The organism is Rhizobium sp. Root482 (assembly GCF_001426565.1).
Classification (GTDB): domain Bacteria; phylum Pseudomonadota; class Alphaproteobacteria; order Rhizobiales; family Rhizobiaceae; genus Pararhizobium.
Window position 1 is genome coordinate 1 of the sequence record NZ_LMFA01000022.1, and the last position, 1,069, is coordinate 1,069.

Annotated in this window: 2 protein-coding genes; both read left to right on the top strand. The window is 64.6% G+C overall.

Annotation, left to right across the window (positions count from 1 at the left end; translation table 11 throughout):
* Nucleotides 1-615 (top strand): thiamine pyrophosphate-dependent enzyme (locus ASD31_RS16125; protein ID WP_244483869.1); only part of this gene is annotated, 615 nt, incomplete at its 5' end.
* On the top strand, nt 615-1,069 hold a 455-nt coding region (locus ASD31_RS26230; RefSeq protein WP_162251162.1), incomplete at its 3' end, for an iron-containing alcohol dehydrogenase. The genes ASD31_RS16125 and ASD31_RS26230, both read left to right, overlap by 1 nt.

The following is a 1,069-nucleotide window of genomic DNA, read 5'->3' on the forward strand; positions in this document are numbered from 1 at the left end:
GATGCGTTCGAGAGCTTTGCCGGCAAGGGCGAGACGCTGCCTTCGGGTGGTCCGCTGTCGCGCGAAGAGGCGATCGAGATCGTCGCGGAAGCCATTTCGGCAGACAGCGTCATCGTCGCGACGACGGGCTTTACCTCGCGCGAACTCTACGAATACCGCGTTCGCAAGGGCGAGACCGCGCCGAAGGATTTTCTCACCGTCGGCGGCATGGGCCACACCGCGTCGATCGCCATGGGCATCGCCATCGCCCAGCCGGATCGCCAGGTCGTCTGCCTCGACGGCGATGGCTCCGTGCTGATGCACATGGGCGCCATGCCGGTCATCGGCAAGGCGGCGCCGAAGAACCTCGTCCATATCGTCCTCAACAACGGCGTGCATGATTCGGTCGGCGCCCAGCCGACGGCCGGCTTCTCGGTCGATCTTCAGGCCGTGGCAAAGGCCAGCGGCTATGCGTCGGTTTCCGGCAGCGACAGCCGCGAAGGCATTCTTGCCGCCATCGCCGAGGCTTCCGGATCAAAGGGCCCTGCCTTCATCGAGCTGAAGGATCTCGGCCGCCCGAAGAGCACGCCGCTTGAAAACAAGACCAACCTGATGAAGCAGATCGGCGTGGCCTGATGAAGCTCAGCGACAATTTCAGCTTCGGCAATCCCACCCGCATCATCTTCGGAGCCGGCAAGATTGCCGAGCTGGGATCGATCGTTGTTGGCAAGCGCATCTGCCTCGTCACCTCGGCCGGCTTCACCAGGCGCGGTCTGACGCAGCGCCTTCGTGATGCCCTTGGCGACCGTCTCGTGCATGTTGTCGATACGATCGATCCCAATCCGGATCTCGATCGTCTCGATGCGATCATCCGCGATGTTCGCGCCGCCGAACCGGATGTCATTCTCGGCCTTGGCGGCGGTAGCGCCATGGACAGCGGCAAGGTCATCGCCAAGGCGGTGAGTGCGCCGGAAGGCTGGACGCTGGCCCTCCATTTTCGCGACGGCCAGCCGGTGCACAGGAACGCGCCCCTGCCCTGCTACGTCGTGCCGACCACGTCCGGCACCGGGGCGGAAGTCACGCCCTTCGC